We start from the raw sequence: 23163 nt of genomic DNA on the forward strand, positions 1-23163 counted from the left end.
TTGAAGGCCGCCGTCATGGCGCGCTCGACGTTTCGGGATCGGGCAGCTTGAACACCCAGGCGTTCTGATCGATGCCGTTGATCAGGGCAAACACGTTGAGTCCCGGGATGTAGGCCCAGCGGCCGAAGGTACCCTGTGCCAGCGCGTCGGCCGTGGGGCCGTCGCTCACGGCCACCTCGCTCCAGACGCCGGTGTCCATGTCGAGCGTCCAGACCTCGGCGCCGCCATGCCAGGCCACGATGCGGTCCGCCACCACGTCGTAAGCCACGCCCGGCGCCTGCTTGCTGGTGACCAGTGCCGGCGTGTTGGTGGTCGCCAAGGTGCTCAGCTGGTTGGTCTGGAGGTCGATGACCTGCACGCCGTTGCCCAGCATCACGAACTTGCGCCGCTTGGTGTCGAGCGTGGCCGTCAGGCCATAGCTCACGGGCATGCTGGCGTTGAGGACGGTGAAGCTGTCCGTTTCCGGGTGATAAGCCCAGAGGCTCCGGGTGTCCTTGATGAGGACTCGCTTCTGGGCCTCGTCGTATTCGGCCATCGCGCTGAGCTCGTAGGGCAAGGGCGTGTCCGGGCGCTTCATGATCCAGCGGTTGCTGGTGAAATCGCGCAGCCAGACGCCGCCGGAGCCCCGGGGGCTGGTGGTGCAGTAGTTCACGCCGCCGCCGATGGCAAAGAAGCTGTCCAGGTGCGCGACATACGCCATGGCGTCGAAGGTCGAGCGCGAGCGCGGCGTGCCATCCGAGAGCGCGGCGCCGCAGCTGTCCTCGCCCGTGACGGGGCTGGGCTCGACCGCCCGCCTGATCGACAGCGTGGGCAGGTCCAGGGCATACATCTCGTTGCCCCAGTAGTCGGTGTTGCCGCCGCCCCAGACCAGCAGGCGGCTGCGCACCGTGTCCACGGTGGCGCCGCTCCAGCCGCCCACGATGGCCAGCGGGTTGCCTTTCTGTGCCGGGGCCGGCAGCACCGAGCGAATCCTGGTGTTGGGCAGCTCCAGCCAGTGGCCGGGCTCCAGACGCGCCAAGGCATCGGCGGGCAACGGGAGCTCCGGCAGCGTGCCACCGCTGTCTGTCTGGGGCATGGGCGTATCGGCCACGGCCAGTGTGCGCGGATGCACGCCCCAGACGGGCTGGTCGTTGTACTTGAGCGCCTGCTTGTAGAAATTGGAGGCCGTGGTCACGCGGGTCCAGGCCTCCATGGCGCCCTCGACGCCCAGATCGACGGCATAGGACAGCGCCGGCATGAGGTTGCCCCAGTAGCCCGTGGCCGACTCGGGGTAGCCCTCCACCAGCGCATCGCCGGGTTGCGCTCCCGTGGGCACGCCCATCGCGCGCGCCACCTCGCCCCACGAGCCGAACCACGGGCCGGCGCCGTTCTTCCAGTCCGCGGTCTTGGACTTCGCGAACGGCAGGTTGTACTGGGCGCCGTGCGTGTAGGGGAACTCGCCCGGGCCGCCGCCGCCCAGTCGGCCCGTGACGGCGCGGAACTTCCACTTCAGGAAGGCCTCCAGCTGCGGCCGCACCGCCGGGTCGTAGGCCGCGAGCTCCTTGGCGTAGGCCAGGGTCGCGGTCAGGAAGTCGTCCATCCACGGCGCGCCGATGTACCACTCGTTGTCGCTGGCGTAGCCGTTGTAGCCCTCGACCACGCCCAGCGGGTTGTGGGGCTGGGCGACGTAGCGGCGGTGGTAGGCCACGATGTTGTGGCTCACGGCGTCGAGGAACTGCCGGCGCAGCGGATCGTCGTCGGGCGTGATGGTGGCGGCCTGGGCCTGCGTGCGGATGGCCCAGGCCGAGCTGCGGGTCTGGGCGGCGTCCAGGCCGCTGAGGTAGAGCCCCTGGCTGTAGCCGCGCGTGCGGTCCGGATGCTTGATGAAGTTGGCCGTGGCCAGCAGCTGCGTCTGCTCCATGAAGTAGCTCCAGCCGCTGACCAGGTAGGCCATGTAGCCCATCGAGGGATGGTGCGAGACCTTGAAGGTGGGCGGCACGGCGCCGCTGGGCGCGGGCGTATAGCGCCCGGTGGAGGAAGTGCCGGTGTCGGCCACGCCCGAGCCCGCGCGCATGACCAGATCCGGGTACTGGGTGAAGACCAGCGGCTGCTGCGTGGTTTCATCGCGGTAGTGGATGCCGTAGCGCCCGGCGGCGTAGGCGTTGATGAGCACCGCGCGGTACGCGCGCGGATCGGCGCGCGTGCTGAGGTAGGCCACGTCCCACTCGGGCAGCAGCCCGATGGAGGGGTGGTAGCCGGTGGTGCCCATGGCGCTGTGGTAGCTGCCCTGCATCAGCGGCGTGTACTGGGTGGGCAGGCGGTTGAACAGCGGGCTGCCGGAAGCGGTGCTGCCCCGGTAGAAAGGCACCAGCTTGCTCTTCATGAAATACGCCGCGTCGTGACGCGGCGTGATCTGTGGGTCGGCGCCCAGCCAGTGCGTGAGCACCTCGGGCCCGGCGAGCACCGCGCGCTGGTGGTTGAGCAGCGTCAGCGGCTGCGAGAAGCGCTGCGTGCCGCCCAGAGTGAAGCTGGCCGTGGCGCTTTTCTCGGCGGGCCCGGGCACGTTGAGGTAGCCGTTCTCGATCCACGGCAGCACCTCCACCGCCCCGCCCTTGTAGGCACGCACCTCCAGCCAGGCCACGAGATGGGCATCCGCGCCGATGGGCTTGCGGTAGGTCCAGGCGCTCATCTGCGGTCCGGACAGCACCGTGCGCATGGGCTTGTCCCAGTCGCTGGTGGTCCAGCCCGCCGTGCCGAAGGTACCGAAGCCCACCTCGGCGCTGATGCCGGTGGCCTTGAGATCGTCAAGGCTCACGGGGTTGGGCTCCATGGGCGCCTGGCTCACGCTCAACGCGATGCTGCGTTGGGTGCCGGCCTCCAGGCTGACTCTGCCGGAGAGGATGGCGAACTTGGCGCTGCCGTCGGGCCAGCGGTTGCGGACCACGAACTGCAGCTCCGGTGCGTCCGCTGCGACGAGTGTGAACCCGGCGGGAACCTGCCCCTCCACCAGCGGCTGGCCCATGGTGAAGGGCAGCAGCGAACCACCGATGGCGCTGGAGAGCCCGAACCGGACCACCGGCTCGCTGCTCGCCGCAGCGCGCTCTGTTTGCGCAAGCAGCTCGGTGCTGCCGGCGAGGTCGCCGCTGCCGCAACCAACCAGCAGTGAGGCGACGGTCAGCCAGAACATCCAGCCGCCGCCCCGACATCGCGGCGTCATGCGCCTGGCATCACCTCCGGGAACATCCACAACCGGCCTTGAGGCCACCAATGCACACAAAAGGTGCGAGATACAGCGGTACAACGGCGGAGAAACTCTCATGTCGCGTGTTCGACCGATTCGTATCCGTGTTGATGAGGAGGTGTGCGGTGGATCAAACCATCCGGCAGCGGGATGGTGTATGCGTGAAATCCGCCACTGTGTCCATGGCCGAGTGCGAAAAACATGTGCGCCCTTTGCCCCGCGCGTTACATGTCCCCGCGGCCGTTGAAGCTTGAAGCGAGCTCACCCGCGGCCCGGAAGAAACCGGTGCGGCTCGGACATGCTTGAACGGGATGGAGGGCCATGCCGCAAGCAGCGGCAGGCGCGGGCGCAACGGCGCGCCCGGCGACTTGAAGGCAAGGCTCAGCGGCGGACGGCGCGTTGCTGCCGCCGGCAGTGGCTCAAGGCCAGAACTCGCGTCGCGGGTCTTCGCACACTTGCTGCAGCGCCTGCGCCAGCGTCACGCCGGCGGCCTTGAGCACCCAGCAGCCCTGGGCATGGTCGTGTGCATGCAGCAGCCAGCAGCCGTGGCTGGCGGGCACCAGCCAGGCCACCGGGATTTCTCCACCCAGCGGATCGATGTTGCGGGAGCAATTGGGACTGGACACCAGCCAGCCCAGGCCCAGGCGCCGCACGCGTGGCTGTACATAGCGGTAGCGCCGGCGCTCGCGCAGCGCGCGGCGGATGCGCGCGCCGTCGAGCTCGACCACGCGGCTGCGTGCCGGCGCGTCGTGGCGGTCGGGGGCGGCGGCTTGCATGCCGGCCCGCTCAGCGCAGGCTGTGGAGTTGAGCGGCGCGATCGCCCAGTTGGGCCAGCACTTCCTCGGGCAGGTGGTCCAGCGTGCACAGCTCCTTGGCGCGCATGCCCACGCGATGGCCCGTTTCCGCGAATTCCACTTCGTAGATGTAGAACTGCTGCAGGAAGGTGCCCACGGAGCGCACGAAGCCGATGTCGCCGCGGTTCACCAGCAGGTCGCCGATGTCCCTGCCGCGGTAGGTGCCGTCATTGCGGATGACGCTGCGGCTGGCCACGAGCTCGCCGATGCCGAAGCGGGGCGGCAGCGCGAGCTCGATGATGTCGTCGTCACGGGCGATGTCAGCCATGGGCGCACTCCAGTTCGTCACGGCGTGCGGCGGCACGCTCGCGCACCTCGGGTTCCTGGTCGTGCAGCAGGCGCTCCAGCGCCGTGCCGATGGCACGGCCGGCGGCCTCCCAGCGCACGGTCCAGTCGGCGTCGCGACGCTGCGCGCGCAGGGGCACGCCGTTGAGCAGCGCCGCGGAGTGCCCGGCGGCCAGGGCCTGGGCGCACATGAGCGCGGCCATGGCCGCCACGGGATCGGCGCGGCAGCGTCCGGCCTCGGCCAGCGCTGCCTCCACGCCGGGCGGCAGCACCAGGCCCAGCACGGCCGTGTCGAAGTGGGCGTCCGCGTCCATTCACTTGCGCTTGATGGATGACAGCGCCACGCTGGCCTCGGCGGGCGGCGTGGGAGCCTCGCCGCTGGAACTGCAGCCATAGGCGCCGCCCTTGACGTTGGCGAAGGTGAAGCCTGACTGCAGCGGCGTGTCCACATGGTCCACCGTCACGCCGTCGAGCAGCATGCGGCTCTCGGCGGGCAGGAACAGGCGCAGGCCCTCGACCGCCTGCTCGGCATCGCCGGGACGCGGCGCGGCCTCGACGCTGAACTCGGCGCTGTAGCCCGAGCACCCGCCCGGCGCCACCGTCAGGCGAAAGCCGCCGGTGGGTGTTCCGGAAAAACGCACCATGCGGCGCATGAAATTCAACGCCGCGGGCGTTACCGTGAAGTTGGATTGCATCATGGTCAGGCCTCCCGCCGGGCCGTCCCAAGGGAGGCCTGCGCTCCTTCGGGGGGCAGCGAACGAATGTGAGCGTGGGGGTACATGGAGGGGCCTCAGACTTTCTTGATGCAGCCGTCCACCGGGCACACCGCCACGCACTGCGGCGCGTCGAAGTGGCCCTCGCACTCGGTGCACTTGGCCGGGTCGATGACGAAGGTGCCGCCCTTCTCGCGGATGGCGGTGTTGGGGCACTCGGCCTCGCAGGCGGAGCAGCCCGAGCATTGGGAAGCGATGATCTTGTAGGCCATGGTGGTCTCCGGGGTGGCGGGAGGTGGGTAGATCAGGCCGCGGCTTCGACGCCGCCCGTGTAGGCGCCCTGGCGAATGCGCGCATCGCCGCGCGGCTGGTGGGTGAGCTCGCCACGCCCGATGCGGGCGCGGTAGTCGGCGAACCAGTCGAGCGCCGCCTTCTCGATGAACTCGTGCGCGTATCGGTCCACGGGCTCGATGCCCGCGGCCTTGAGCTCGTCGCGCGGGCACGCGCCGATCTTGGCCACCAGCACGGCATGGCAGTCGTTGATGGCGTTGACGATGGAGGGCAGCTGCTCTTCCTCGCCAAAGCCGCCCTGGCAGTACAGGTCCACGCGGCGGTGGCCCACGAAGGTGATCTGCGCCTTGGACAGCTCGTAGATCTGGAACTCGGTGGCGTGGCCGAAGTGCTGGTTGACCTTGCCGTGGCCCTCGGTTGCCACGGCAACCAGAACCGCCATGTCCGCGTCCACGCCGTCGTCCGCGGCGGCCTGGGCCAGCGCGGCTTCCTTGGCCGCGTGCTGGGCTTGGCGCTCGGTCTCGACCTGCCGCTGGTAGGCGCGGCGCTTGTCGAGGTCGTAGACGATCTCCATCTGCTCGATCTTGTCGAGCGTGAACTCGTCGGATCGGTCCTCGCCCAGCAGGCCCACGGCGTCGGCGCGGCACTGGCGGCAGTGGCGCATGAGGTTGGCACCGCCCATGCAGGCGTCCTGCACGGCCTTGAGCTCCTGGGCGGTGGGGCCGCGCTGGCCGTTGAGGCCGAAGTAGGTGCCGTGCTCGGCCTCGCTGATGAGCGGCATGATGTTGTGCAGGAACGCGCCGCGCTTCTTGACCTCGCGGTTGACCTCCAGCAAGTGAGAGTCATTGATGCCGGGGATGAGCACCGAGTTGATCTTGGTGAGCACGCCGCGTGCGGTGAGCATCTCCAGCCCCTTCATCTGCTGCTCGTGCAGGATGCGGGCCGCCTCGTAGCCGGTGATGCGGCGGTGGTCCCAGAAGATCCAGGGATAGATCTTCTCGCCCACCCTGGGATCGACCATGTTGATGGTGATCGTGACGTGGTCGATGTTGTACTTGCAGATCTCGTCCACCATTTCCGGCAGCGCCAGCCCGTTGGTGGACAGGCACAGCTTGATGTCGGGGGCCTGCCCCGCGAGCATGCGGAAGGTGTCGAAGGTCTTCCTGGGGTTGGCCAGCGCGTCGCCGGGGCCGGCGATGCCCAGCACCGTCATCTGCGGAATCTCGCTGGCCACGGCCAGCACCTTCCTCACCGCCTGCTCGGGCGTGAGCTTCTGGCTCACCACGCCCGGGCGCGACTCGTTGGAGCAGTCGTACTTGCGGTTGCAGTAGTTGCACTGGATGTTGCATGCCGGGGCCACCGCCACGTGCATGCGGGCGTAGTGGTGGTGGGCTTCCTCGGAGTAGCAGGGATGGTTCTTGATCTTGTCCCAGATCTCCGGGGGCATGTCGTCGGGGCCGGCGGAAGAACCGCAGCCGGGCTTGCCCGAGCCGCCGGTGCTGCCGCAACCACTGCTGCCGGGTGCTTCCCGCATGTCGCTGACGGCCTGGCGGCCCTTCCTCAGGCCTTCGATGGAGACGAATGCGGTGCTGTGGGACATGGCGGGCCTCTGGATGCCGAAAGTGCCCTCCCTATTGCCAGAGCCGTGCCAGGCCTGCAGGCCAGTGCAATCAAGGACTTAGCGCCGGAGCCGGATGTGGGCATCCGCACAATCGCGACAAGGCCCACGGTCGGTCGCGCCGGGTTGATCCGGATCGGACCGCGCGCGGCAGCACCGTGATGACCGCCGGGCGCTGCGCGCCAGCCTTCACGGCCGTGGCAGGCCCGTGCAAAGTCCGCGCAGTCGTGACAGCTTTGTCAAAGCCGGCCCGCGCATGCGCCCGCGCCGGCGCGGGAGCGGCCGGGCGGGCCCTAGGATCGCGCTCCGTGTCACGGCCCGATGCCCGGGCCTGTCCTTCCCCGCCCCATGCAACTGCAGATCCTGGTCGTCGATGACATTGCCGAGTCGCGCCGAGCGCTGTGCGCGCTGGTGACCGAGCTCGGCCACGTCGCCTGCGGCGTGGCCAGCGGGGAAGCGGCGCTGGCGCAGATGCACTGCAGCCGTCCCGACCTCGTGCTGCTGGACCTGCTGATGCCCGACATGGACGGCTTCGAGGTCACGCGCCGCATGCGCGGGCTCGATGGCGGGCGCTGGCTGCCGGTGATCGTGACTTCCGCACTGCAGGGCGAGGAGCATTTCATCCACGCGCTGGAAAACGGCGCCGACGATTTCCTGGCCCGCCCGGTCAGCCCCGGGCTGCTGCGCGCCAAGCTGCGCCACTACGGCGACGTGCTCGGCCTGCAGGCACAGATCGCCACGCTGGCGCAGCGCCAGAGCGACATCCTCGACAACATCCTCGACCCCGTGCTGACGCTGGACGCGGCCGGCCGGGTCGAGGAGCTCAACCGCGCGGCGCTGACGCTGGCCGACCTCGATGGCCGGCCCCTGGCCGCGGGCGTCTCCTGCCGCTCGGTGTTCGGCGTCGAGCTTGACGAGTTGCTGGCCCAGCGCGAATGCCGGCTGCGGCGCGTGGGCGGCGACGAGTTCGTGGCCGAGCTGGGTCTGAGCGAGTGGCACGAGCACCAGCGCGTGCACTTCACGCTGGTGCTGCGCGACCTGACCGAGCAGCGCCAGGTCGAACGCATGAAGGACGAGTTCCTGGCCACGGTCAGCCACGAGCTGCGCACGCCGCTGACCTCGGTGCTGGGCGCGGTGGGGTTGCTGGCCGGCGGCGCGGCGGGCGCGCTGCCCGCGCCGGCGCTGTCACTGCTGGAGGTGGCCAAGCGCAACGGCACGCGGCTGAGCCGGCTCATCGACGACATCCTGGACCTCACCAAGCTCGAAGGCGACCGCCTGGTGCTGCACCTGCGCCCCCAACCACTGGCGCCGCTGCTGCGCGAGGCGCTCGCGGCCAACCAGGCCTATGCCGAGCGCGCCGGCGTCCGGCTCGCCGCCGAGGGGCTGGACGGCGCGGCGGCGGAGGTGCGGCTCGATGCCGACCGCTTCCAGCAGGTGATGGCCAACCTGCTGTCCAACGCCATCAAGCATTCGCCCCAGGGCGAGGCCGTGCAGGTGGCGCTGGCGGCGTCGCCCGAGGGCGTGCGCGTGAGCGTGCGCGACCGCGGGCCCGGCATCGACCCGCGCTTCCGGACCCGGATGTTCGAGAAGTTCTCGCAGGCCGATGGCACCGACCGCCGCGCCCAGGGCGGCACCGGGCTGGGCCTGTACATCACGCGCATGCTGGTGGAGCGCATGGGCGGGCGCATCAGCGCCGACGAGGCCGCGGTGGGCGCCTCGTTCAGTCTCTGGTTTCCCTCCGGCACGGTGGCGCGCCCGGCCACCGCCGGGGCGCCCAGGCAGGAGAAGGAAGCGTGATGAGCGAGCTGCGCCGCGTGATGTGCGTCGAGGACGATCCCGACATCCGCATGATCCTGGAGTTCAGCCTGTCCACCGTGGGCGGCTACGACGTGTGCCTGTGCCCGGGCGGACGCAGCGCGCTGCGCGAGGCGCCGGCCTTCCGGCCCGACCTGGTGCTGCTCGACGTCATGATGCCCGACCTCTGTGGCCCGGAAACCCTGGCCGCGCTGCGCGAGCTGCCGGTCATGCAGGGCGTGCCGGTGGTGTTCATGACGGCCAAGGCCATGCCCGACGAGCTGGAGCAGCTGCTGCAGCACGGCGCCACGGGCCTGATCGTCAAGCCCTTCGACCCGATGACGCTGCCCAAGGACATCCTGCCTTACTGGGAGCACGGCCGTGGCCGAGCCTTCGCCGCCCGCTGACCCGACCGCCGGCCCGCCGGCGGTCCAGGCCGCGCTGGCGCGGCTGCGCGAGCACTTCCTGGCCGGGCTGCCCCAACGCTGGCGCGCCATCGAGGCCGCGGCCGAGCCCGCTGCCAAAGCGGCCTTGCTGCACCAGCTCGCCGGCGTGGCCGGCAGCTTTGGACTGCACGCGCTGGGTGAGGCGGCGCGACAGGGCGAGCATGCAGCAGCGGCCGGTGATGTTCCCGCACTGGCCCAGGCGCTGGCGCGGCTGCGCAGCGGCCTGGAAAACGCGGGTGTCACATTGCGGTGACATTTCGAAACGCTGGCTGTTGTCCAATGGCAACCGGCGCTTTTCCACGCAGCACAGCAGTCGAAACCCATGGAATTGAACGGACGAGTCGAAGGGCATGACGTGCTGGTCATCGAACTGCGCGAGGACAACCTCGACGCGAGCAACGTGCGCGAGTTCCGGGAAGCCGTGCAGTCGCTGATGCAGGACCACACCCGCGTGGTACTGGACATGGCCGGCGTCAAGTTCGTGGACAGCTCCGGCCTGGGCGCGCTCATCGCCTGCCTGCGCCAGCTCAACGCCCGCCGCGGCGACCTCCGGCTGTGCGAGATGTCGCGCACCGTGCGCGCGCTGTTCGAACTCATGCGCATGCATCGCGTCTTCAACATCCACGACACCCGCGCCGAGGCGGTCGCCTCCTTCGGCTGACGCGCCGGCGCCCTCGCCTTCTCTCCTCCTGCCCGTTGCGGGCACCCCGCATGCCAAGCAGTGCGGCCCTACGGGGCCCTGCGGGAGTGACTGTGCCGCGAGGCGAGGAGAAGGCCGTGAACGCATCGAACGGGACGAAGCTGCCGGCGAGCCTGCCGGACGTCGTGACCCTGAGCAGCCCGGGCGGCAACGCCGCCGCGGCGCCACGCTTCACCCGGGCCGAGCTGTTGCCCGGCCGGGCCATGATGGTCTGGCAGCTGTGGGCGGAGCTGCCGGGCCTGGGCGAGGTGGCGCTGCTGCACGCGCCGCCGCTGGCCGAGGCCGGAACCGTGCTGCAAGCCGGACCGCCCGACCGGACCGGCAACAACTCGTTCAAGGTCGGCGGCGCCTTCCTGCTGCCCTTTGCCAATCGCATCCGCGGCGCCTTCTCGGCGGCGGACCGTGCCCTGGACACCGACATCGCCGGGCGCCGCCTGCGCCTGTTCGCCAACGGCGGCGGCACGCGGCCCGGTGCGGAGCAGTACGCCATCCATGGCCTGATCCTGGACCGGGCGGTGGACAGCTGCGAGCGCCAGGCCACGCCGCGGCGCGACGGCGTGCGCGCCGTGCTCGATGCCGGCGACTTCGGCGGGCACTGGGTGTCGGGCACGCGCATCGACTTCGAGCTCGGCCTGGAGCCCGCGGCCTTCGAGCTGCGCCTGCGCGCCACCAACACCGGCAGCGAGCTGTTGCCCATGGGCATGGGCTGGCACCCGTATTTCACCCTGCCCAGCGGCGCGCGGGAGCAGGCGCGCATCCGCATTCCCGCGCGCACGCGCATGGCGGTGAACGACTACGACGAGGTGCTGCCCACGGGCGAGCTGATCGCCGTGGCGGGCACGCCCCATGACTTCTCCGGCCCGCAGGGCGGGCCGCTGGGCGGGCTGTACCTGGACGACTGCTTCGTGGACCTGGACAAGACGCCGGCGGGCGAGGCGGTGGTGGAGGTGCTGGACCCGCAGGCCGGCTACGGCCTGCGCATCGTCTCGGACTCGCCGGAGATCAGCGCCGTCCAGACCTATGCGCCGCCGGACAAGCCCTTCGTGGTGCTGGAGCCGCAGTTCAACTGGGCCGACCCCTTCGGGCCGCTGTGGCACGAGCCCCTGGGCCGGGGCATGGCCCGGCTCGCGCCGGGCGAGGCGGTGGAGTACCGGGTGCGGCTGGAGCTGTTCACGCCGGCGCGGGCCTGAAGCGGCGCCGGCGTTGCGCGGCGCTCAGAGCAGGAAATCGCTCAGCGCCATCGTCGTACGGCCGGTAAGCACGATCTCGAACTCCGCCGCCACGTCGGCGTCGGTGCTGCCCTGCAGCACGTTGCCCACCAGGCGCAGTTGGCCGGTGGCGTTGGTCGCGAAGGCGGCGGCGCCGATGTAGCTGAAGGCCTGGTCGCCGAGCAGGGACACGTTGGCATCGACGTTGCGCAGGTCGATGCGGTCGCCGAGGGTGAAGTCGGCAATGGTGTCGCGCGTGGCCCCGGGAGCCGAGTCGGCAATGGTGTCGAAGCGGAAGACATCGGCACCCGCCCCGCCGGTGAGCAGGTCCGTGCCCAGGCCGCCGGCCAGCATGTCATTGCCCGCGCCGCCATTGAGCACGTTGTTGCCGGCGTTGCCCAGCAGCGTGTCGTTGAAGTTGGAGCCGACGAGGTTTTCGAAGCCCAGCAGCGTGTCGATGCCGGCGCCGCCGGTGGCCTGCGCGGTGGCGACATCCAGCCGCACGGTGACGGCGGCGGTAGCGGCGGCATAGGAGACGGTGTCGATGCCCGCACCGCCATTGAGCACGTTGTTGGCGGCATTGCCACCGATGACGTTGTTGAGCGCGTTGCCGGTGCCGTTGATGGCGGCCACGCCGGTGAGTTGCACGTTCTCGACATTGCCGCCGAAGTCGCCCACCCCGTCGGTGTCCGCCAGGCTGTACGAGATGGCGCTCTGCACCAGGTCAATGCCGTCGCCGGCGCGCTCGACCACCAGCTGGCTGCTGCTCGTGACGACGTAAATGTCATTGCCCATGCCATAGGCCATGGGCGTGAAGCCGCTGTCGTTGTCGACGATGGTGGCCCAGGCCGTGTCGTTGCCCAGGACGGCATTGACCGGCGAGGACAGGCGCACGAAGAAGGACTCCAGGCCCTCGGGGGCGGCGTTGTCGAGCAAGTCCACGCGCACGGTCTGGGTGGTGGTGCCGGGGGCGAAGCGCAGCATGCCGGTGACCTCGTTGAGGTCGCCGTAGCCGGCGGAGCTGCCGACGGCGCTGTACTGGAGAGTCACCTCGCCTTGGGCCGGAGCGTTGAGCTGCACGGTGAACTCGGCGTAGCCCTGGGCCTCGCTGACCACCACGTTGCCGCACGACAGCGTGGGCCGGCTCAGCGCGAGCTGGTCGCTGAGGCCGATGAGCGCGGTGCCCACGGCGTCGGCCAGCTGCACCTGGCCGGCGGCGCCGCCGGTGAGCGCGCCCAGCTGCAAGTTGAAGAACTCGTTGCCCTCGATCAGGGCGTCGTCGGCGAGGTTGACCACCACGTGCTGCACGGTCTGGCCGGCGGCAAAGCCGATGCTGCCGGCGGCGGCGCTGAAGTCGGCCCCGGCGGTGGCGCTGCCATTGGTGGTGGCGTAGGCGACGCTGAAGGCGTCGGTGGTGGCCTTGTCCAGCACGAGGTCGAAGGTGACGGTGCCGTCGCGCTCGTCCACCACCACGTCGCGCACCGAGAAGTTGGCGCGTTCGGACGGGTCGATGAGGCCGTTGCTGTTCGTGTCGCCCACGCGCGTGTCGTTGTCAACGATGGTGGCCCAGCTCACCTCGTTGCCGATGTACGCGTTGACCGGGGAGGACAGGCGCACGAAGAAGGACTCCAGGCTTTCGGCCGCGTTGCCGTCGAGCAGGGCCACGCGCACGGTCTGGGTGGTGATGCCGGGGGCGAAGCGCAGCATGCCGGTGATCTCGTTGAGATCGCCATAGCCCGCGGAGGCGCCGGCGGCGCGGTACTGGACCGTGACCTCGCCCGTGCACGGGGCGCTGAGCTGGACGGTGAACTCGGCGTAGCCGTCCGCCTCGCTGACCATGATGTCGCTGCACGACAGGGCAACCCGGCTCAGGGCGGCCTGGTCGCTGCGGCCGATGAGCGCGGTGCCCAGGGCGTCGGCCAGCTGCACTTGGCCAGCACCGCCGCCGGTGAGCGCACCCAGCTGCAGCCCGAAGAATTCGTTGTTCTCGGCCAGGGTGTCGTCGACGAGGTTGACGACCACATGCTGCACGGTCTGGCCGGCGGCAAAGCCGATGCTGCCAGCCGCGGCGCTGAAGTCGGCCCCGGCGATGGCGCTGCCGCCGGTGGTGGCGTAGGCGACGCTGAAGGCGTCGGTGGTGGCCTTGTCCAGCACGAGGTCGAAGCTCACGGTGCCGTCGCGCTCGTCCACCACCACGTCGCGCACCGAGAGGTTGGCGCGCTCGGACGGGTCGATGCGGCCGTTGCTGTTCGTGTCGCCCACGCGCGTGTCGTTGTCGACGATGGTGGCCCAGACCACGTCGTTGTCGACGGACGCATTGATGGCCGAAACCAGCCGAACGTAGAAGGACTCCTGGCCTTCGGCCGTGTTGCCATCGAGCAGGTCCACGCGCACGGTCTGGGTGGTGGTGCCGGGAACGAAGCGCAGCGTGCCGGTGATCTCGCTGAGGTCGCCGTAGCCGGCGGAGCTGCCGACGGCGCTGTACTGGAGCGTGACCTCGCCCGTGCAAGGAGCGCTGAGCTGAACCGTGAATTCGGCGTAGCCCTGGTTCTCGCTGAGCACGACGTCGCTGCACGACAGCATGGGCCGGCTCAGGGCGGTCTGGTCGCTGCGGCCGATGAGCGCGGTGCCCAGGGCGTCGGCCACCTGCACCTGGCCGGCGCCGCCGCCGGTGAGCGCACCCAGCTGCAGGCCAAAGAACTCACTGTTCTCCAGCAAGGTGTCGTCGGTGAGGCTGACCACCACGTGCTGCACGGTCTGGCCGGCGGCAAAGCCGATGCTGCCGGCCGCGGCGCTGAAGTCGGCCCCGGCGATGGCGCTGCCGCCGGTGGTGGCGTAGGCGACGCTGAAGGCGTCGGTGGTGGCCTTGTCCAGCACGAGGTCGAAGGTGACGGTGCCGTCGCGCTCGTCCACCACCACGTCGCGCACCGAGAGGTTGGCGCGCTCGGACGGGTCGATGCGGCCGTTGCGGTTCGTGTCGCCCGCGCGCGTGTCGTTGTCGACGATGGTGGCCCAGCTCACCTCGTTGGCGATGGAGGCGTTGAGGGACGACGACAGACGGATGGAGAAGGACTCCAGGCCTTCCGCCACGTTGTCGTCAACCAGGCCCACACGCACCGTCTGCGTGGTGACGCCGGGAGCGAAGCTCAGCGTGCCGGTGATCTCGTTGAGGTCGCCGTAGCCGGCGGAGGCGCCCGCGATGCGGTACTGGACGGAGACATGGCCCTGCCCCGGGGCGCTGAGCTGGATGGTGAACTCGGCGTAGCCCTGGTCCTCGCTGACCACGACGTTGTTGCACAGCAAGGTGGGACGGCCCAGGGCGGATTGGTCGTTGCGGCCGATGAATGCGGTGCCCAGGCCGTCCGCCACCTGCACCTGGCCTGCGCCGGTGCCGCCGAGCGCGCCCAGCTGCAGGCCGAAGAACTCGTTGTTCTCCGCCAGGGCGTCGTCGGTGAGCCGGACCACCACATGCTGCACGGTCTGGCCGGCGGCAAAGCCGATGTTGCCGCTGAGGGCGGTGAAGTCGGCGGCGGCGGTGGCGCTGCCGTTGGTGGTGGCGTAGGCGACGCTGAAGGCGCTGGTGGTGGCCTTGTCGAGCACGAGGTCGAAGGTCACGGTGCCGTTGCGCTCGTCCACCACCACGTCGCGCACGGAGAGGTTGGCGCGCTCGGCGCTGTCGATGCCGCCATTGCCGTTGGTGTCGAGAACGCGCGTGTCGTTGTCGACAATGGTGGCCCAGGCGACCTCGTTGCCGATGTACGCATTCACCGGCGAGGACAGGCGCACGAAGAAGGACTCCATGCTTTCCGCCACGGTGCCATCGAGCAGGCTCACGCGCACGGTCTGCGTGGTCACGCCGGGCGCGAAGCTCAACGAGCCGGTGATCTCGCTGATGTCGCCATAGCCGGCGGAGGCGCCGGCAACGCGATAGGCGACCGAAACCGCACCGACAGGTTGCCCCGTCAGCTCGACCGTGAAACTGGCGGTGCTTGAGGCCTCATCCACGATGAGGTGACGGACACGAAGGTAGGCAGCCAAGGAAAGCCTCCCGAGAGGGTTGAAGCGCAAGACGGTACGTGATCGTAACTTCTTGAAACCAAGCTTCTTCCCAGTCGGCGGGACGCGGCGCTGCCGACGAGCCGGCGTGGCGCGTGAACTCTGCACTTCTGCGCCGTGGTGCGGCCCGCATGGCTGGCGGCCGGCAGGCTCAAGTCCGCTATGTTGCGCGGCTGCTGCCACCGTGGCCCGGCCGGCATCGCCCGGCGCGTTGCCATCGCCTTGCCCTTGGACGCAGCGATCTTGCCTGCCATGACCTTGAACCGCATTCCCGGCGCCTGCGCTGCCCGTCCGTGTCGCTCGTGCCACGCGCCGGCCGGTTGCTCGCGGTGGTGCGCCTCCACGGCCTGGACGCCGCTATGCCAGCTCGGTGAGCTTCCATGGCGCAGCTTTCGTAGGCCGTGATGGTGCACGGCGGCCAAGACCTGGCGGACCAGCGGGTGGCTGACGGGCCGGGCCATGACGCGCCCGCAACGGCTGCCGTGCCGGTGGCCGCCGCGTCACCACCGGCGTCGGGCTTCTTCCCGGGGGAGCGGTCCCCGGCGCCCGCGTCCTGGGAAACATCGGCGCGCATGCTGCGCGCGCGACGGCGCCAGCTGCGCGCCGCGGTGCTGCTGTTGTGCCTGCTGGTGGTGGGGCTGGCTTGCGGCCTGATCATCCAGCAGCGCCTGGAGCTGCGGCGCGGCGCCATGGTGCGGGCCGAGCTGTATGCCCGGGTCATCGAAGGCCACGCCTCGCGCACCGTGACCAGCGCGGGCGGCACGCTCAGGGTACTGTCGGAGTCCCCCCTGCTGCTGGCCGCGGCATTGGACAGGCCTGCCTTGTCCAAGTTGCTGGCGGAACAGCTTCCGGGGCAACCGGCCCTGCGCAGCATCTCGGTAATGACGGGGGATGGCCACATCCTGGCCAGTTCCACGCCCAGCGACGTGGGCTGCCGCATCGAACCCGCACGACTGGCCCAACCCAAGGGCACTCCTGTGCGCGAATGGTTGGGCCCGCTGCTGGCGGTGCGCAGCCTGGGTGATCTGGCTGGAGCGCAGAACGGCGCCGTGGGGCTGGAAGTGCTGCCGCTGGTGCGCCGGGTCGAGCGCGAGGCGGGCGAGTTGTGGTTGGTGGCCTTGCTCAACAGCGATTACTTCGCCACGCAGCAGGAACTCGCGGTGGCCGAGACGCCGCTGCGACCGTTGATGACGGACCTGCGAGGCCATGTCCTGAGCACGGGCGACAGCGCGTTGCGTCCGGGCCAGCCCTTGGGGCGACTGCCGGTGTTCCGGCGCTGGCTGCCGGCGCGCGAGCAGGGCAGCTACATCGACATGGGCAGCGATGGCGCGCTGGCGGTGAGCGCCTTTCGCGCGTCGCGCCAGTGGCCGCTGCTGGTGCTGGTGGAGCAGCCCTACGCGCTGCTGCACCAGCAGTGGCTGGAGCAAGCCTTGTGGTTTGGTGCCGGCGCGGCGGGCATCTGCATGCTGCTGTCGGTGCTGGGACGCGTGGCCGATCGCGGCATGCGCCGCGAGCGCGAAACCCAGAAGCAGCTGCTGGCCGCGCATGACGAGATCCAGCGCAACCAAGAGCGCTTCAGAGCCGCTTTCGAGCAGGCGGCCGTGGGCATGCTCGAGCTCGGTCCCGACCGCCGGCTGCTGCGGGTCAATTCGGCGCTGTGCACCTTGCTGGGCCATGAGGAGGCCGAGCTGCTGGGGATGGAGTTCCAGGCGCTGCTGCATCCGGACGACGGCGTCGCGAGCCGGCACAACATCACGCTGTTGTTCAGCGGCGAGATCGGCAGCCTGACCCAGGAAGAACGCTACCGGCGCAAGGACGGGCGCTCCATCTGGGTGCGGCTCAACGCCTCGCTGGCCCGCGCGGCCGACGGCCAGCCCGCGTTCCTGCTGGGCATCGTCGAGGACGTCTCGGCGCGGCGTCACGCGCTGCGCGAGCTGGAGCGCGCACGTCAGCGCGAGCTGCGCATCGGTGCGCGCATCCAGCAGACGCTGCTGGTGCAGCCGCCGGACCAGCGCGTGCCGGGACTGTGGCTGAGCACCTTCAACCAGGCTTCGCAGGGCATCGACGGCGACTTCGTGGAGTTCCTGCCGCTGGGCGACCGCGGCATCGACATCGTCGTGGGCGACGTGATGGGCAAGGGCGTGAGCGCGGCGCTCATCGGCGCGGCCACCAAGATGCAGATCAGCCGCTGCATCGCCGAGCTGATGGCCAGCCCCGAACACCGCGACGAGCTGCCCTCACCGGCGCAGATCGTGGGCGCGGTGAGCCGGGCGCTCACGCCCAACCTGCAGCAGCTGGAGGCCTTTGTGACGCTGTGCCACCTGCGCATCGACAGCTGTGCCGGGACGCTGACCTGGGTCGGCTGCGGCCACGAGGAGCCCATGCTGCTGACCGCGACGGGCTCGCTCAAGCTGCTGTCCAACCAACACCCGCCGCTGGGCGTGCTCGATGAGGAAAGCTTTCGCCAGGACACCATCGACATGGCGGCCGAGGAGGCACTGTTCATGTGCTCCGACGGTGCCGTCGACGCGCTGCTTCCCGATGGCAGCCGCGTGGGGCGCGAGCAGATCACGGCGCTGGTGACGCAGTTGCTGCGTCACGTCCATACGCCCGCGGCGCTCCTGCACCTGCTGCGGCAGCGGCTGCAGGGGCGCGGCGCGGTGTTCAAGGACGACCTCACCATGGCGCTGGCCATGCGCACGCCGGGCGAGCCGCACTGCAGCCGGCGGGAGCTGCCGGCGCGGCTGGAGGCCATCCTCGACGTGCGCGGGCTGGTCGAGCACCGCGCCCGTCAGGCAGGATTGGCCGAGGAGGAAACAGCGCTGTTCGTGGTGGCCTGCGTGGAGGCCTTCACCAATATCGTGCGCCATGGCCAGGGCCGGCCGGCCGATGCGCCCGTCGAGTTGGTCGTTGCCATCGAGGATGAGGCGCTGGTGGTGGAGCTGGTGCATCTGGGCGAAGCGTTCGTTGCGCCCGAGCCCGCGCCGCCGGCGTGTTTCGAGGACTATCCTGAAGGCGGCTTCGGCATGTTCATCATGCATTCGGCCACGGACCGGGTGGAGCACCTGCACGAGTGCGGCGTCAACACCGTGCGGTTGACGCACAAGCGCTTCCCCGCTCCTTCCGGCATTCCTGCCTGAACTTGCCGCTCCAGACGCAGAGGCACGGCGGCCGCCGGATATTCCGCCGCAGTCTCTGCGCGTTTGTTGCTACGATGACACAATCCCGCAACAAAGCATTACAGCACCTCCCTACAGTGCACGGAAATAGGGTTGGCATGTCGCTGAAGCCCTGATGCGAACGCCTGCCTGCTCACGGTTGCTGAGAGGAGGGTTCGCTCACTGACAAATACATATCCATGACAGAAGCTCCCCAAGCCTTGGTAGTGGACGACAACGCACTCAATGCCCGCCTGGCAGCCACGCTGCTGGGGCGGCTGGGCTGGGAGGCCCGGATCGCGGACGATGGCCGGCATGCGCTGGCGCTGCTGGCGCGCCAGTCCTTCGATGTCGTGCTGCTGGACCCGTGCCTGCCGTTGCTCGATGGCGAGGAACTGTGCCGGCACATTCGCCGCAAGCCGCAATGCGAGAGCCTGCCCGTGATCGCCTACACGGGCCATGGTCATCCGCAGGAAGCCGCGCGCCTGCTGGCGAGCGGCTTTGACCGGTTGCTCGCCAAACCCACTTCGTTCAACGACTTGCGGCTGCTGTGCCAGCAGTACGCACCCGCGATCGCAGAGTGATGTCCGATTTCGTTTCCCCCCCCGCTGCCGGGCAACAGCTTGGCCGTGCCTGGGTGCTGCTGGCCGACGCGTACCAGGCCGATCAGGTGGAAAGCGAGCTGCGGGCCGAGGGATGGCAGGTCGATGTCCGGGTCAGTCGCATGCAGCACCTGCTGCTGGAGCTGCATTGCGAACCTACACCGCCGGACGTGCTGGTGTGCGGCCTGGCTTTCGACGATGGGGACGCGTTTCGGCTGATGCGGCTGCTGGCCGGGGATTCGCGTGCGCCTGCGCTGTACTTCACGGGGCGGCACCAACTGGCGGTGCTCAAGAGCGCAGTGACCATGGCCGACGCCTGCAAGCTGCGGGTGGCGGGCTGTGCCGAGCAGCCGGTGGCCGCGGGGCACATTGCCAGAACCCTGCGCGAATACCGGCGGGATACAAAGGTCGAGCCGCAACCGGTGCCGCCCGAGCTGACGGAGAGCACGCTGCGCGCGATGCTGGAGCAGGGGCGGCTGCAGGCTTGGTTGCAAGCACAACTGCGTCTGGACAGCCGCGAGGTGGTGGGCGTGGAAACGCTCATGCGCGGCGTGGCCGAGGATGGCTCGGTGCTGAAGCCCGAGCACCTGGTGCCGGCGCTGCGGCGCCATGGGCTGCTTGATGCGGCCACGTTGGCGATGGTGCGCCAGACGAGCGCCTTCCTGGTCGGCTGCCTGGAAGAGGGGCTGCCGCTGAGCGGTTCCGTCAACGCGTCGCTGCACTCGCTCTCCGACCCGGGCTTTTGCAGCGAGCTCACGCAGATCGTGCAGGCCAGCGGTCTGGACCCGAGCTGGCTGACCCTGGAGATCAGCGAGCATGACACGGTGGCAGATCTGCCAACCTTGATTGAGAACACGGCGCGCATCCGGCTGCTGGGTTTCAACTTGTCCATCGACGATTTCGGCAGCGCCGCCTCCAGTCTTCAGCAGCTGGCGCAGCTGCCGTTCTCGGAGCTCAAGATCGACCGCTCCTTCGTGACGCGAGTCGATGCCGACCCAACCAAGCAGCTCATCGTGAGCGCGTGTGCCCAACTGGCGCGCGGGCTTGGCCTGCGGATCGTGGCCGAGGGCGTGGAGACGCTGGCCGAGATGCGCACCGTGGAGGCTGCCGGCTGCACCGAAGTGCAGGGTTACCTCCAGGGAGAACCGATGACCATGGACGCGATGCGCCAGTGGCTGCGCAGCTTGAATGAACTGCGCGTGCCTCTGGACGACATGCCGTTCAAGGGCTGAGGTATGCCCTGCGTCCTCGTGGACGGCCGCTCGTTGAAGTGCATGGCGGTGGCCGACACGAGGCTGCTGTCGTGATGCGTCGTCTCCTTGAGCGTTCTGGAGCTACGGACGTGCGCTGGCACGATGGCCATCTCAGCCTCACCAGCTGGGCGTCGGCAGGGCGACGATGGTCCTGCCGCGCAGTTCAAATGAGTGGATATGGATGTCGCAAATTGGGTCGATAGCGCGTTCACCCGATGAGGTGCAGCCATGCTGTCGGGCAGCGTGCCGGAATCGTCGTCTGCCTTGAACTCCAGGGCCGCCTTGCCATGGCGCTGCTCCTTCTGACGCCGCCGATACGATTGCAGTTGCAACGGAATTCATGGGCAGCATAGCGACGGTGAGGTTGATTTGTTCCGTGTCCGCTCCATCCTTTGCCATGCGGGAGCAGGAGAAATGTCCTGGCCTGGTTTCGGCGCCTGGACCAAGCCTCAGCGCAGGATGAGTTGCTGCAGTGCCCTCGCGTAACGCTGCAGCAGTTGCTGCTCGTTGGCGCTGAAATCGCGCACCCGGTTGTCCATCGCGCACAGTGTGCCCAGCGCATGGTGGGCCTCGTCCATCAACGGGACTGCCACGTAGGCGCGAATGTATGGAGGCCCCATGACCAGCGGGTTACCAGCGAAGCGCAAATCGACGTGGGTATCGGACACGCACAGCGGCCGGCGCTGGGCCACGGCATGGCCGCAGAAGGAAATGTCGCGGGGTGTTTGTGCCATGGGCAGGCCCACGCGCGAGAGAAACCACTGACGGTGCTGGTCCACCAGCGTCACTGCGGCCATGGGCACACGCAGCCTGACTGCCACTGAGCGGGTGATACGGTCAAATACCGCTGCCGGCGGCGTATCCAGCAGGCCGGTGTCCCACAGTGCCACCAGCCGCTCGATGTCGTCCGGCGGAATGGGGGCGGGCTGCATGGCCCAGCCCGCCTCGGTCAGCTCATCCATGGCGGTGATTGTGGAGGGACCCTACCCGCGCAACCCTGTGCCCGTAGCAAGGTTTGCATTCTTGCCACAACCGTGTGCTGCGCATAAGTGGCAGCAGGAGCAGCCTATTCGTGCCTGTTGGGGGAGGGCTGCGCCATGACCGACTCTTCCTTCCAGTCGTACACGGGGCGGCTGTCGCAATCCGTGCCAAGCGCTCGCTGCTTGTCGTGAACCAGCTGGTCGGCACCAACGCAGGGGGGAACGGTAAAGTTCGCTCCGCATCAGCCCAGCATCGCCATCTCCAGCACGTATCCTCTTTGCGCAAACGTATCTAAATGCTCACGGGTGATTGTGCATGAACAGCAGTGCAGTTTGGGAAGCCCTGTGCCGGTTATGGCAGCCCTCTACGGAGAAGAATCCTTCAAAAACTTCGGACGACACGAGAATCGCTGGTGAAGCGGCGGTGCGACGCGTGTTGGAACGACTGCTCCGTGATGGTGTCTTGCTAAATCTGCAGAGCGATGACGCTGTGTTTGATCATGTGGTGCGCCTTGCGTCGGGCAGTCCAGAAGGCATCAGCCTGCAGGCACTGCCTGGCGAAGAAATTTCGCCAGCGAGTGTGCCGCTTGCAGCGAACGCCACCGCATGTACCGAGCTGGGCGTGCTGCTGTTCTCACTGAATGGATTGAGCTTGGAGATGGAAGGTCTGCTGCACGCCGCTTGGCCAAAGCAAATCATCCACGTGCAGTCACGACGTCATTTCCGCGTTACGGGGCTCAACGGACAACGTTTTCACGCCGACTTGCTTCTGCCTGAACAGGGCCGGGTACCGCGCCTGCGTAACCTTAGCGAGGAAGGCGTAGCTTTCGACAAGGCCGGCCCGGGTGTGCCTTACGGTACTTTGATCCATAACGCGAAGCTTGAACTCGACGGCGTGGAGCTTGATGTGCCCGTGATGCAAGTGATGTATTGCCGTGAGTTCGGCGACTATTGCGCAATTGGTGCGCACTTTGAAGTCGTGGTTGCTGATGAGGCACGTTTGCTGCGGCGCTGGATTGCCGCCGCTCAGGCAGCCATGCTGACGGCCCACACAGGAAAATAGCTTTTACTACTGGTTTTTTCAGCCGGTACGCTCGAAGCGGTAACCGACCCCGTACACCGGCACAAGTTTCCAGCCCTTGCTGCCGTCCAGCCCCAGCTTTTTGCGCAGGCGGCTGATGTGGGTGTCTACCGTGCGGGTATCCACGTCGGCATTGAGTCCCCAGATCTTGTTGAGCAGATGATCCCGCGAGAGCAGTTTGCCGGGATTCTGGAACAAATAGGCACTGAGGTCGAATTCCTTTTGTGTCAATGTCACGGGCACACCATTGAGCAGCAGACGTTGGCGCTGGATATCGATCTCGAATTCACCTAGACGCAACACTGGCAGTACATGGGCGCGCACGCGTCGTCCCAGCGCCTCAACCCGAGCCAGTAGCTCCATTGGCTTTGGTGGCTTGACTACGTAATCGTCCGCGCCAGCCTTCAGTGCTGCCACCACGGTTGCTTCATCGTCGCGAGCAGTCAGCACAAGAATGGGTATTTCCCATCCCAGGTTGTTGCGCACCCATTGCAGCAAGTCGGCGCCGGTACCGTCAGGCAACATCCAATCAATCATTAACAGATCAAAGCGCTCTTTTTTGAGTGTGTCGATGTGCTGCGCAACCGAACCAGAAATGCCGACAGAGTGCTGTGCATCTTCCAGCCAAAGACGCAACAGCGCCTGCTGGTCAGGGTCATCTTCTGCGATACCGATGTGCATGGGTTCGGGAAAACTACTTTGGAAATCCGAACCAGGATACCGCACCCTTTTGCCCTTTCCGTTGTACGGCAAGAGGACCAGGCATGACACGGTGGCCATGTTCCGGCCGCTGGTTGGTGCGACCCGCTCATATGTTTGCCATTTTATTCTGCACCACATACATGTGAGGAACTACAGAGGAACTTGTCTATGAGGCGGCGATGTATGAGGGAATGAAAGAGAA

The 23163-nt window shown here is 68.3% G+C and carries 19 protein-coding genes; 9 read left to right on the forward strand and 10 right to left on the reverse strand.

The genetic code is table 11. The features are described 5' to 3' along the window. Nucleotides 1–13: 13 nt before the first annotated feature. From HHL10_RS14360 to nifB, 7 genes are all read right to left on the reverse strand, one after another. The gene (locus tag HHL10_RS14360; RefSeq protein ID WP_169161051.1) at nt 14–3196 is read right to left on the reverse strand and encodes a Kelch repeat-containing protein; all 3183 of its coding nucleotides are present in this window, start codon (nt 3194–3196) and stop codon (nt 14–16) included. A 443-nt stretch (nt 3197–3639) separates the two neighbouring features. Continuing rightward, on the reverse strand, nt 3640–3996 hold the full coding sequence (locus HHL10_RS14365) for a DUF3024 domain-containing protein (protein ID WP_169161052.1): 357 nt from the start codon (nt 3994–3996) through the stop codon (nt 3640–3642). Nucleotides 3997–4006: 10 nt separating this feature from the next. After that, nucleotides 4007–4342, reverse strand: coding sequence for a nitrogen fixation protein NifZ (locus tag HHL10_RS14370; RefSeq protein ID WP_169161053.1), 336 nt, complete (start codon nt 4340–4342; stop codon nt 4007–4009). Beyond that, nucleotides 4335–4673, reverse strand: a complete 339-nt coding sequence (locus HHL10_RS14375) for a hypothetical protein (RefSeq protein WP_169161054.1) — start codon at nt 4671–4673, stop codon at nt 4335–4337. The genes HHL10_RS14370 and HHL10_RS14375 overlap by 8 nt, the downstream gene beginning before the upstream one ends. After that, entirely contained in the window at nt 4674–5054 is a 381-nt protein-coding gene (locus tag HHL10_RS14380) for a HesB/IscA family protein (protein ID WP_169161095.1), read from the reverse strand. It abuts the gene before it with no gap. A 95-nt stretch (nt 5055–5149) separates the two neighbouring features. Then, complete coding sequence (locus tag HHL10_RS14385; protein ID WP_169161055.1) at nt 5150–5344, reverse strand: 4Fe-4S dicluster domain-containing protein; 195 nt, start codon at nt 5342–5344, stop codon at nt 5150–5152. Nucleotides 5345–5376: 32 nt separating this feature from the next. Beyond that, nucleotides 5377–6963 carry a nitrogenase cofactor biosynthesis protein NifB gene (nifB, locus tag HHL10_RS14390; RefSeq protein ID WP_169161056.1) on the reverse strand — a complete coding sequence of 529 codons (1587 nt, stop codon included), beginning with the start codon at nt 6961–6963 and terminating at the stop codon, nt 5377–5379. Between the two features lie 366 nt (nt 6964–7329). Between nifB and HHL10_RS31180 the strand changes: the two genes are divergently transcribed. The 5 genes from HHL10_RS31180 (at nt 7330) to HHL10_RS14415 (ending at nt 11111) form a co-directional block, all read left to right on the forward strand. Further along, nucleotides 7330–8778, forward strand: coding sequence for an ATP-binding response regulator (locus tag HHL10_RS31180; RefSeq protein ID WP_169161057.1), 1449 nt, complete (start codon nt 7330–7332; stop codon nt 8776–8778). Next, nucleotides 8778–9182 carry a response regulator gene (locus tag HHL10_RS14400; RefSeq protein ID WP_169161058.1) on the forward strand — a complete coding sequence of 135 codons (405 nt, stop codon included), beginning with the start codon at nt 8778–8780 and terminating at the stop codon, nt 9180–9182. The genes HHL10_RS31180 and HHL10_RS14400 overlap by 1 nt, the downstream gene beginning before the upstream one ends. After that, nucleotides 9157–9474, forward strand: coding sequence for an Hpt domain-containing protein (locus HHL10_RS14405; RefSeq protein WP_169161059.1), 318 nt, complete (start codon nt 9157–9159; stop codon nt 9472–9474). The genes HHL10_RS14400 and HHL10_RS14405 overlap by 26 nt, the downstream gene beginning before the upstream one ends. Nucleotides 9475–9543: 69 nt before the next feature. Beyond that, nucleotides 9544–9882 (forward strand): STAS domain-containing protein, encoded by a 339-nt coding sequence (locus tag HHL10_RS14410; RefSeq protein ID WP_169161060.1) that lies wholly within the window; start codon nt 9544–9546, stop codon nt 9880–9882. 116 nt (nt 9883–9998) lie between these two features. Next, a complete protein-coding gene (locus HHL10_RS14415; RefSeq protein WP_169161061.1) occupies nt 9999–11111 on the forward strand; it encodes an aldose 1-epimerase in 1113 nt (370 codons plus the stop codon). Nucleotides 11112–11135: 24 nt separating this feature from the next. Here HHL10_RS14415 and HHL10_RS30565 read toward each other — a convergent pair whose 3' ends face one another. Continuing rightward, nucleotides 11136–15167, reverse strand: a complete 4032-nt coding sequence (locus HHL10_RS30565; RefSeq protein WP_169161062.1) for a Calx-beta domain-containing protein — start codon at nt 15165–15167, stop codon at nt 11136–11138. 590 nt (nt 15168–15757) lie between these two features. Between HHL10_RS30565 and HHL10_RS14425 the strand changes: the two genes are divergently transcribed. The 3 genes from HHL10_RS14425 to HHL10_RS14435 all read left to right on the forward strand — a co-directional run bounded on the left by HHL10_RS14425 (nt 15758) and on the right by HHL10_RS14435 (nt 20177). After that, entirely contained in the window at nt 15758–18325 is a 2568-nt protein-coding gene (locus tag HHL10_RS14425; RefSeq protein ID WP_169161063.1) for an ATP-binding SpoIIE family protein phosphatase, read from the forward strand. A gap of 218 nt (nt 18326–18543) precedes the next feature. Then, a complete protein-coding gene (locus tag HHL10_RS14430) occupies nt 18544–18927 on the forward strand; it encodes a response regulator (protein ID WP_169161064.1) in 384 nt (127 codons plus the stop codon). After that, a complete protein-coding gene (locus HHL10_RS14435) occupies nt 18927–20177 on the forward strand; it encodes an EAL domain-containing response regulator (RefSeq protein ID WP_169161065.1) in 1251 nt (416 codons plus the stop codon). The genes HHL10_RS14430 and HHL10_RS14435 overlap by 1 nt, the downstream gene beginning before the upstream one ends. A 470-nt stretch (nt 20178–20647) precedes the next feature. Here the strand turns inward: HHL10_RS14435 and HHL10_RS14440 are convergent, their stop codons facing one another. Further along, nucleotides 20648–21160: a GAF domain-containing protein gene (locus tag HHL10_RS14440; RefSeq protein WP_169161066.1), complete on the reverse strand. Its 513-nt coding sequence runs from the start codon at nt 21158–21160 to the stop codon at nt 20648–20650. A 334-nt stretch (nt 21161–21494) separates the two neighbouring features. Between HHL10_RS14440 and HHL10_RS14445 the strand changes: the two genes are divergently transcribed. Continuing rightward, nucleotides 21495–22241: a PilZ domain-containing protein gene (locus HHL10_RS14445; protein WP_169161067.1), complete on the forward strand. Its 747-nt coding sequence runs from the start codon at nt 21495–21497 to the stop codon at nt 22239–22241. A gap of 18 nt (nt 22242–22259) precedes the next feature. Here the strand turns inward: HHL10_RS14445 and HHL10_RS14450 are convergent, their stop codons facing one another. Next, entirely contained in the window at nt 22260–23039 is a 780-nt protein-coding gene (locus HHL10_RS14450; protein ID WP_235971453.1) for a response regulator transcription factor, read from the reverse strand. Nucleotides 23040–23163 lie beyond the last annotated feature (124 nt).

Source organism: Azohydromonas caseinilytica, assembly GCF_012927045.1.
Classification (GTDB): Bacteria; Pseudomonadota; Gammaproteobacteria; order Burkholderiales; family Burkholderiaceae_C; genus Azohydromonas; species Azohydromonas caseinilytica.

What these genes read in the sequence shown, in the direction of transcription:
- HHL10_RS14445 (WP_169161067.1), top strand. Translation starts at nt 21,495, where the DNA reads ATGAACAGCAGTGCAGTTTGGGAAGCCCTGTGCCGGTTATGGCAGCCC.
- HHL10_RS31180 (WP_169161057.1), top strand. Translation starts at nt 7,330, where the DNA reads ATGCAACTGCAGATCCTGGTCGTCGATGACATTGCCGAGTCGCGCCGA.
- HHL10_RS14360 (WP_169161051.1), bottom strand. Translation starts at nt 3,196, where the DNA reads ATGACGCCGCGATGTCGGGGCGGCGGCTGGATGTTCTGGCTGACCGTC.
- HHL10_RS14430 (WP_169161064.1), top strand. Translation starts at nt 18,544, where the DNA reads ATGACAGAAGCTCCCCAAGCCTTGGTAGTGGACGACAACGCACTCAAT.
- HHL10_RS14365 (WP_169161052.1), bottom strand. Translation starts at nt 3,996, where the DNA reads ATGCAAGCCGCCGCCCCCGACCGCCACGACGCGCCGGCACGCAGCCGC.
- HHL10_RS14385 (WP_169161055.1), bottom strand. Translation starts at nt 5,344, where the DNA reads ATGGCCTACAAGATCATCGCTTCCCAATGCTCGGGCTGCTCCGCCTGC.
- HHL10_RS14370 (WP_169161053.1), bottom strand. Translation starts at nt 4,342, where the DNA reads ATGGCTGACATCGCCCGTGACGACGACATCATCGAGCTCGCGCTGCCG.
- HHL10_RS14380 (WP_169161095.1), bottom strand. Translation starts at nt 5,054, where the DNA reads ATGCAATCCAACTTCACGGTAACGCCCGCGGCGTTGAATTTCATGCGC.
- HHL10_RS14435 (WP_169161065.1), top strand. Translation starts at nt 18,927, where the DNA reads ATGTCCGATTTCGTTTCCCCCCCCGCTGCCGGGCAACAGCTTGGCCGT.
- HHL10_RS14400 (WP_169161058.1), top strand. Translation starts at nt 8,778, where the DNA reads ATGAGCGAGCTGCGCCGCGTGATGTGCGTCGAGGACGATCCCGACATC.
- HHL10_RS14410 (WP_169161060.1), top strand. Translation starts at nt 9,544, where the DNA reads ATGGAATTGAACGGACGAGTCGAAGGGCATGACGTGCTGGTCATCGAA.
- HHL10_RS14425 (WP_169161063.1), top strand. Translation starts at nt 15,758, where the DNA reads ATGCTGCGCGCGCGACGGCGCCAGCTGCGCGCCGCGGTGCTGCTGTTG.
- nifB (WP_169161056.1), bottom strand. Translation starts at nt 6,963, where the DNA reads ATGTCCCACAGCACCGCATTCGTCTCCATCGAAGGCCTGAGGAAGGGC.
- HHL10_RS14440 (WP_169161066.1), bottom strand. Translation starts at nt 21,160, where the DNA reads ATGGATGAGCTGACCGAGGCGGGCTGGGCCATGCAGCCCGCCCCCATT.
- HHL10_RS14375 (WP_169161054.1), bottom strand. Translation starts at nt 4,673, where the DNA reads ATGGACGCGGACGCCCACTTCGACACGGCCGTGCTGGGCCTGGTGCTG.
- HHL10_RS14450 (WP_235971453.1), bottom strand. Translation starts at nt 23,039, where the DNA reads ATGGCCACCGTGTCATGCCTGGTCCTCTTGCCGTACAACGGAAAGGGC.